Here is a 7,853-nt window from a genome sequence, read left to right on the forward strand (position 1 = left end):
TTTCCAGAACTTCGATCACGTCCACGTCTTTTTTGATTTTGCCACATACTGTAGTCACAAGCTGGTGAAGAGTCTTGTAAGTTTCAACGTCCATGTACTTTGGAACTTCAACTGAACCAATTTCACAAAACTTGCCAAGGTCGTTTCTTAAAAGATCTACAATCATGAGGTTCTCTGATAGAGTTTTTTCTTCGCTCTTTAGCGCCTCGATTAATTTTTTATCTTCTTCCAAAGACTCGCCGCGTCTAATTGTGCCCTTGATGGGCTTAGTGCTCACGACTTTATTTTTGTCCACCTTCATAAATCTCTCCATTGATGAAGATGCGATTTTTATTTCGTCAAGTGGCAAGAATGCAGAGTATTGTCCCGGACTTTTTTCTCTGAGATTCATATAGTATTCTTTTCCGTCCAAGGAGTCAAGTATGTCGAGCCTATTTGTAAGACATACTTCGTAAGTTTCTCCCGCGCGGATTAAATCTTTTATTTTTTCGATGTCTTCGATGTAACCTTTTTTGTCGCGGACAAATTTTAATTTTGGAAATTCTCTTTTTAGATTAGACTTCTCCTCTAACTCTAAATCTTTTTCTAATAAAACTTTAATTTCTTCTGCAAAGCCTTTGTCATCGTCATAGGAGAGAATGTATAATTTCTCGTCTCTGTGGTCGTAGACAAGGGCTCTGTCGCAGTATTTAAAATATGCGTCGGGATATTCGTAGGAATATTTATTTGAAACTCCCTCTGTGTCCTTTTTAAGTTCGTAACCAAGATAGCCAATGTATCCTAGTTGAAAGTCGAAGGGAAGAGACTCGTTATAGTCCCAGTGAAGCCTCTTTTCTTTTAAAAATGTGAAGATGTCTCTCTTGTATTTTTTTGTATTTCCATCAACATCTGTCACTTCGACTAACTTGTTGTCCACATTGTATTTTAAAGTTTTGCCCCTTTTGCCACAAAGTCCAAATATAGAAAATCTTGAGAGGCCATCTTCAACCTTGCTGCTGTCGAGCCAAAGTGTAGAGTCATCATAATTATATAATTTTTCGTAGATTTCTCTTGTATCGAATTCTTTTTCTATTACTTCGAAGTAAAGTTTATCGCAACAAGAGTCGTCTCTATAAAACTTTTCGGTTATGTCTAAAAAGTTTTTGATTAATTCTTCGCCACATTCACTTGCAATAGATTCTGGATGAAATTGCAGTCCAAAGATAGGTCTAGTCTTGTGTGAAATTGCCATCACAACGCCATCATCAGTTGTGGCGTCAATTTGAATTTCTGGAAGGGGTTTGTTCTCGCACATTAGAGAATGGTATCTCGTAACCTTAAAATTATTTTTTATGCCCTTAAATAATTTTTCTCCATTGTGGTTAACTCTACTTTGTCTTCCGTGCATTGGCTCAGAGGATCTTTTCACTTTTCCACCGAATGTAGAGTAAATTCCCTGATGACCGAGACAGACTCCGAGTATTGGCTTGTCTAGATTTAAAATAACTTCTCTACAAACCCCAAAATCTTTTTCGTTATCAGGACTTCCCGGTCCTGGGGAGATGATTACATTGTCAAAGTCAAGTTTAAGAATTTCGTCATAAGTCATTTCGTCGTTTTTTATTACGATTGGCTCCTCGCCGCTTACTTTTCCAACTAATTGGAAGAGATTGTAAGTGTAGGAATCGTAATTATCTATTATAAGTGTCTTCATTCTCGCTCCTCTAAATATTTTTTAAGAAAAATTATCGCTCTTCTGTATCCGTCTATTCCATAACCTGCGAAAGTTTTTATGGCAAAGTTCCTGACATAGGAAATTTGTCTAAAGTCCTCTCGGCTCTTAACATCAGAAATGTGCACCTCAACTGTTGGAACATCAATCCCTTTAAGTGAATCGAGTATTGCAACGCTGGTATGTGTGTAGCCGGCAGGGTTTATCACAACTCCGTCGACCTTGTTGTAATTATTCTGTATAAAGTCAATTATGTCGCCCTCGTGATTGGACTGGAAGTGCTCGATTTCTAAATCTTCTTCCATTGCAGTTTTGTCTATCAGATCAAGTAGATTTTTATAAGTGTCTCTGCCATAAATATTTACTTCGCGAATGCCAAGCATATTTATATTTGGGCCGTCAATTACTAAAAATTTTTTTGGTTTAAGTTTTTTCATAATTAAATTAAGTGTCTCGTCTTTATTTTCAATAACTTCAATCTTTATATCACAAAGATTAGAGTAAATCGGCTCTCTTTCTCCCTTTAGCTTTTTTAGCTCCTCCAAGTTTTTGGAAAGAGGCCTTCCAGTAGTCTCCAAGTTTTCAAGTTTTCTATCTAAGTAGATGACTTTTGAATTTTGAAGGATTAAATCTCTATTTATATCCCTTATAGGAGTGCCGCCTCCCGTTGCGATTACAACGCCAGTTTTTTTGGATACTTCAGCCAAAACTTCTGTCTCTAAATCTCTAAAATATTTTTCACCATGTTCTTTAAAAATTTCTGGAATAGTTTTATTTTCTCTTTTTTCCACAAGTTCGTCTAAGTCGTAAAATTCTCTATTTAAATTTTTGGATACTAATCGTCCCATGGTGCTCTTGCCAGATGACGGCATGCCGATAAATATTATATTTTCCATATCTCTTCTAATTATATTGTAAACTCTATCTATTAATTTATCGTTAAACTCATCAGCCATGAAGAGTTCGCAGGCGTAAAAGGCCTGTGCAACGAGCATTAGAAGTCCCGACATAGTCTTTATATTTAATTTTTTTGCATCCAAAATTAATTTTGTCTCAAGTGGATTGTAAATTAAATCGATTACTGCATCTAAATTTTTAAAAATCGAAAGGTCGATTTTGCTCTCCATGTTGTGAGGATACATCCCCACGGGCGTCGCATTTATTATAACATTAAAGTCCAAAAAGCCATCGATGGACTCGTAATTATTCTTGGTCTTGCGACTTATTACTACAATTTTTCGTGCCTGTGAGTCCTTTGCAAATTTTTGTACCATCTTGCTTGCGCCGCCACTTCCAAGGATTAAAACTTTTTTATCTTTAAGGTCTATGCCGTTATGCTCTAAGCTGTACTTAAAGCCAAAGTAGTCGGTGTTGTAGCCGATAAGTCTGCCGTCTCTATTTACAATTGTATTTACTGCGCCGATTTCTTTTGCTAGATCGTCCACTTCGTCGAGATATTTCATGGACTCTTCTTTGTAGGGAATTGTCACATTGATTCCTATAAATTTTCTGTCACTGAAAAACTTAGGCAGTTCGTCTTTTTTTAGATTTTTAAGTGAGTATCTGTACTTTCCGAAGAGCTCGTGAATTTCAGATGACTTGCTGTGTGAGAGACTCTCTCCGATTAAGCCAAAAGTGAAGTCATCTTCTTTAATTTTTGCAATTAACTTTTTGCTCTCTTTAAAAATTTCTCCATAAATTGGACGAATTATTTTTTTGTATTCTTCTCCAATTTCACTTTCAAGATTTTCGTAGATTTTATTTTCACGGTTTGAATCTTCAGTTGAAAGATTGTTTTCTCTTTTGTAGATTCCAATTTCTTTTACAATGTCCATGCGCTCCTTTAAGAGTTTTGCAATTTCAGAGTCCACTATATCTAAGTTTTTTCTATATTCTATGATGTTTTTCATCTTTCACCTTCCATGACGAGATCTAAAATTGAAACGGCAGTAATCATTTCAAGGGCAACTGCGGCACGCGGCACGATTGAAGGGTCGTGCCTTCCGTGTATTTCTAGCTTCTCGTCAGTTTTATTTTTTAAGGACACAGTGTCCTGCACTTTTGCAATTGATGGAGTTGGCTTAACTGCCACGCGAAATACAATAGGCATTGAAGTTGATAGACCACCGATTATTCCGCCGTGATTATTCGTCTTTGTCTTCACAGTTTCGCCATCCATGTAGTATGCGTCGTTGTTGATACTTCCAAGCATTTCTGCAGAAGAAAAGCCAGAACCAAATTCGATCCCCTTGACGCCAGGGATGGAGAAGATGGCAGATGCGATGTTTGACTCGACTGAGTTAAATAGTGGCTCGCCAATACCAGCGGGCATATTTAAAACTGCAATTTCAACAATTCCTCCAACGGAGTCGAGATTTTCCTTTGCCTTTAAGATTTCTTTTTGCATTTCTTCTTTAACAGATTTATTTAAAACGGGGAAGTCCTCATTTTTTAAATTTTGAAGTTCTTCTAAATCAATTTTTTCATAATCTATATCGAGGTCTTTAACTTTTCCGATGCTCTTTATCCTCGAATAAATTTTTATATTTTTATCTGACAAAATATCCTCTGCAATTGAACCTGCAATCACCATTGGAGCAGTCATTCTGCCAGAGAACTGTCCGCCACCGCGTATGTCGTTGTGACCGTTATACTTAATGTAAGCAGGGTAGTCTGCGTGAGATGGACGAGGTTTGTCGCGAAGCTCTTCATAGTCTTTGCTTTTTTGGTCCTTATTTTCTATGACTGCGCAAAGGGGCGCACCGCAAGTTATGCCGTCAACTTCACCGCTTACAATTTTAAAGCTGTCGAGTTCCTTGCGCGTTGTGGAATATTTATTTTTGCCAGGCCTTCTTCTGTCTAAATTTTTCTCGATTAAATCGTAATTTATCTGGTATCCCGTCTTTATTCCGTCGATTACGACGCCAATTTCTTTTGAATGAGACTGACCGAATACAGTAATTTTGTAATTTTTGCCAAAACTATAGGACATTTATAGCACCTCCCAAGGACTCAAAATCTTTATAAAAATCTGTGTAGGATTTTTCAACGCACTCGCTATCAATTATTTCAACTGGCCCATCTGCAAAAGTTGCAGCAATAGCTGATGCCATTGCAATTCTGTGGTCGTTGTGTGAATTTATTTTTGTAGATTTAAAAGTGTCTATGCCGTCAAAAGAAAAAGAGTCTTCGCATAAATCGACCTTTACTCCCAAATTCTCGAGCATTTCAACAGTGCTTTTAACTCTGTCGCTCTCTTTTAGCCTAAGCCTTTTTATGTTTATAATTTCCGTGCAACCGTAGGCGAGTGCAGAGATTACACACAAAATTGGCACGGTATCTGGAATGTCTCTTGCGTCCAAAATTCTCATGTCTTCTGCAGAATTTATTTTTTTAAGTTGGTACTCATCTTTTGAAATATTTTGAAAACCCAATTTCTTTAAAAATTCCAAAGCCTTTTTGTCGCCCTGCTTTGAATTTTTATTTAAGCCTTTAACTTTCACGCCAGCTGCAAGGAAGAAAAGAGCATTGCTCCAGTCTCTTTCGACAACATATTCTGTTGCTACAAAAGTGTTTTTGCAGAGAAATGTCTTTCCATCTTCAATAATTTCTAGCCCAAACTTTTGAAGAACATGGGTTGTGATGTCGATGTAGGGCCTAGATTCAAGCTCTGTTGTGATTCCAATTTTAAAATCTTTATCACTGGCGCCCGATGCAAGCATTAGTCCCGAAATAAACTGTGAGCTGACATTGCCTGGGATTTTGAAATTAAAATCAACGAGCTTCCCACTTAAATAAATCGCGTCGCCATCTTCATAAATCTCCACTCCGTGCTTTGGCAAAAGGTCAAAGTATATGGAGTTCGTTCTACCGATTAAACTTCCCTCGCGAACAATTTTTGCATCGAGTCCAAGCGTTGCAATTATTGGGATGATTAGCCTAAGAGTAGTGCCGCTTTCGCCAACGTTTAAAGTTACGGGGCTCTTAAATTTCTTAGGTGGAATTATGTGAAATTTATTCCCGCTGCGATTTATACTTGCGCCGAGCGATGTTATTGATCTAAGACTCGCTTCGATGTCTTTTGAAAGATTATCAATTATAATAGTAGAATTTCCATTCGAAAGGAGAGAGGCAAGTATGGCTCTGTGGGCATAGGATTTTGAAGTTATGGCAGAAATTTCACCACTTAATTTTTGGTTTTCAATAATTCTATTCATCATCTTTACCTAATTCAATAACTTTTCTGAGCTCATCGAAAGTAATCCTTTTACTTATAACTTCGCCAATTCTAACGGGGAAAATTTCATTAATCATATTGGCCTTAATCTTTTTGTCGTGCTTTAAAACCTTAAGAATTTCATCAGTATCAAAATCGTAATGAGTGGGAAGCTCATACTTATTAAAGGCATTAATTAAATCTTTAGAGTAGTCTTTTTCGGAAATGCCAAGCTTGTAACTTGCCCTTGCCATGTAAATTGTTCCGATTCCAATGCTCTCGCCGTGATTTAAAGAATAGTTGGAGAGACTCTCAATTCCGTGACCTAGAGTGTGACCAAGGTTAAGCTTCTGCCTCTTGCCCTTATCCTTCTCATCGTCTTTAACAAAGCTAAGCTTAATATTTAAAGAAGTGGAGATAATTTTTTCGTAATTAAGATTGTCGCTATCTCTTAAATATTTAAATAAGCTCTCGTCCTTTAAAACAGAATATTTAAAAATTTCTGCCATTCCATTATTTATATTTCTCTTGTCGAGAGTCTTTAAAAAACTGTAGTCAATGTGGACGTACTCGGGGAAGTAGAAGCTTCCGATTTGATTTTTAAGACTAAGAAAGTTTACACCGTTCTTGCCGCCAACAGACGAGTCAATCATGGAAAGAAGGGTCGTCGGAACAGAGATAAAACCAATTCCGCGAAGATAAGTAGAAGCAACAAAGCCGGAGATATCTCCAACAACTCCGCCGCCAAAAGCTATGATCTTATCGCCTCTGTTAAAATTCATCTTAGACAAAAACTCATTTATCTTAATATAATTTTCAATAGACTTAGAATTTTCACCTGCAGGAAAGCTATAGATAAAATAATCTCTACCTTTCATAAAGCTTTCAATTCTTTTCTCGTAAATATTAAGAACATTCTCATCGGTTATAACTAAAAATTTGGACTCATGATTTTCGTCTAAATAATTTATTAAACCTTCATCATTTTTGTAAACAATATCTATAAAATAATTATTATCTTTAACTTTTATTTTCATAACAACCTCTACATAAATTATACCTTGATTCTATCACAAAAATTAAAAATATTGAAAGATATCAGTTTAGGAAATTTGCAAAACAAAAAAGACCACTGCAATGCAATGATCTTTTTAAAATATGTGCGACTGATGTCGCAAAATTAAGTAATTAGAAATAAAAGACTTACGTATTCTTACAAAACTAATCTTCGTTTTCTTTTTCCAATTCACAAGATAAGATTTCGTGTGAATAACTACAAATTTCTGAAAACTTAATGAGATCTTCCATAGAAAATTTTTCTAATAGAATATCTGTAGCATTAGTTATGTCGTCGTTATCGTATCTCTTGTGAGCCATTGAAGTCTCTTTACCAAGCTCTGTGGTATAAAGGTGAAATACTTTGCCGTCAGATGTAGAATTTTCTCTGTAAACTAAGTCTTGCTTCATTAATTTTCTTACGGTCTGGGATATAGCAGAAGTCGTTCTGTTCCAAATTTTTGCGATTTCAGTTACAGTAGTACCTGGATTATCATAAATTTGTGTCAAAATATGAACTTCAACAAGAGTAAGTTTAGGTCCGCTGCCGTAGTCCTTTCTTTCATTAAAATAATTAGCATAAGCAAGAACAAAATCATAAACTGGCACCACTATTTCACTTAGTTTTGCATATTTAGCATTTGTACTTTTGTCGTTGACACTTTTATCATTGAGAGCTTCAACATAATCAGTGTAAAAAACATCCTTATCCATAATTCACCTCATTCCTATAATACCACAGTTCCTTATAAGTGACAAGATAACTAAAGTGTGAGGGAATCGACATATTAATATTAACAACCAAAATAAAATTAAATATAATTTACAAAATGAAATTTCGTTTCAAATAAATGCAAAAATTTAACTAGT

6 protein-coding genes and 1 pseudogene are annotated in these 7,853 nt (G+C 35.8%); all 7 read right to left on the reverse strand.

Going from position 1 to position 7,853, the window contains the following annotated elements; all coding sequences use genetic code 11:
- Positions 1–1,693, reverse strand: a 1,693-nt coding sequence (locus ACOX6R_RS06545) for a glutamine amidotransferase-related protein (protein WP_433448497.1), incomplete at its 3' end; no start/stop codon positions are given.
- Positions 1,690–2,148, reverse strand: a complete 459-nt coding sequence (locus ACOX6R_RS06550) for a type II 3-dehydroquinate dehydratase (protein ID WP_433448507.1) — start codon at positions 2,146–2,148, stop codon at positions 1,690–1,692. The genes ACOX6R_RS06545 and ACOX6R_RS06550, both read right to left, overlap by 4 nt.
- Positions 2,149–3,621: pseudogene (locus ACOX6R_RS06555) on the reverse strand (shikimate kinase); the annotation flags it as partial.
- Positions 3,618–4,703: a chorismate synthase gene (gene aroC / locus ACOX6R_RS06560; protein WP_433448499.1), complete on the reverse strand. Its 1,086-nt coding sequence runs from the start codon at positions 4,701–4,703 to the stop codon at positions 3,618–3,620. The gene aroC and the pseudogene ACOX6R_RS06555, both read right to left, overlap by 4 nt.
- Positions 4,693–5,931 (reverse strand): 3-phosphoshikimate 1-carboxyvinyltransferase, encoded by a 1,239-nt coding sequence (locus ACOX6R_RS06565; RefSeq protein ID WP_433448501.1) that lies wholly within the window; start codon positions 5,929–5,931, stop codon positions 4,693–4,695. Before ACOX6R_RS06565 ends, aroC begins: the two co-directional genes overlap by 11 nt.
- Positions 5,921–6,964: a 3-dehydroquinate synthase gene (gene aroB / locus ACOX6R_RS06570; RefSeq protein ID WP_433448503.1), complete on the reverse strand. Its 1,044-nt coding sequence runs from the start codon at positions 6,962–6,964 to the stop codon at positions 5,921–5,923. The genes ACOX6R_RS06565 and aroB overlap by 11 nt, the downstream gene beginning before the upstream one ends.
- A gap of 184 nt (positions 6,965–7,148) precedes the next feature.
- The gene (locus ACOX6R_RS06575; RefSeq protein WP_433448505.1) at positions 7,149–7,697 is read right to left on the reverse strand and encodes a MarR family transcriptional regulator; all 549 of its coding nucleotides are present in this window, start codon (positions 7,695–7,697) and stop codon (positions 7,149–7,151) included.
- Positions 7,698–7,853 lie beyond the last annotated feature (156 nt).

This window comes from Peptoniphilus sp. (assembly GCF_050943655.1).
Classification (GTDB): domain Bacteria; phylum Bacillota; class Clostridia; order Tissierellales; family Peptoniphilaceae; genus Peptoniphilus_A.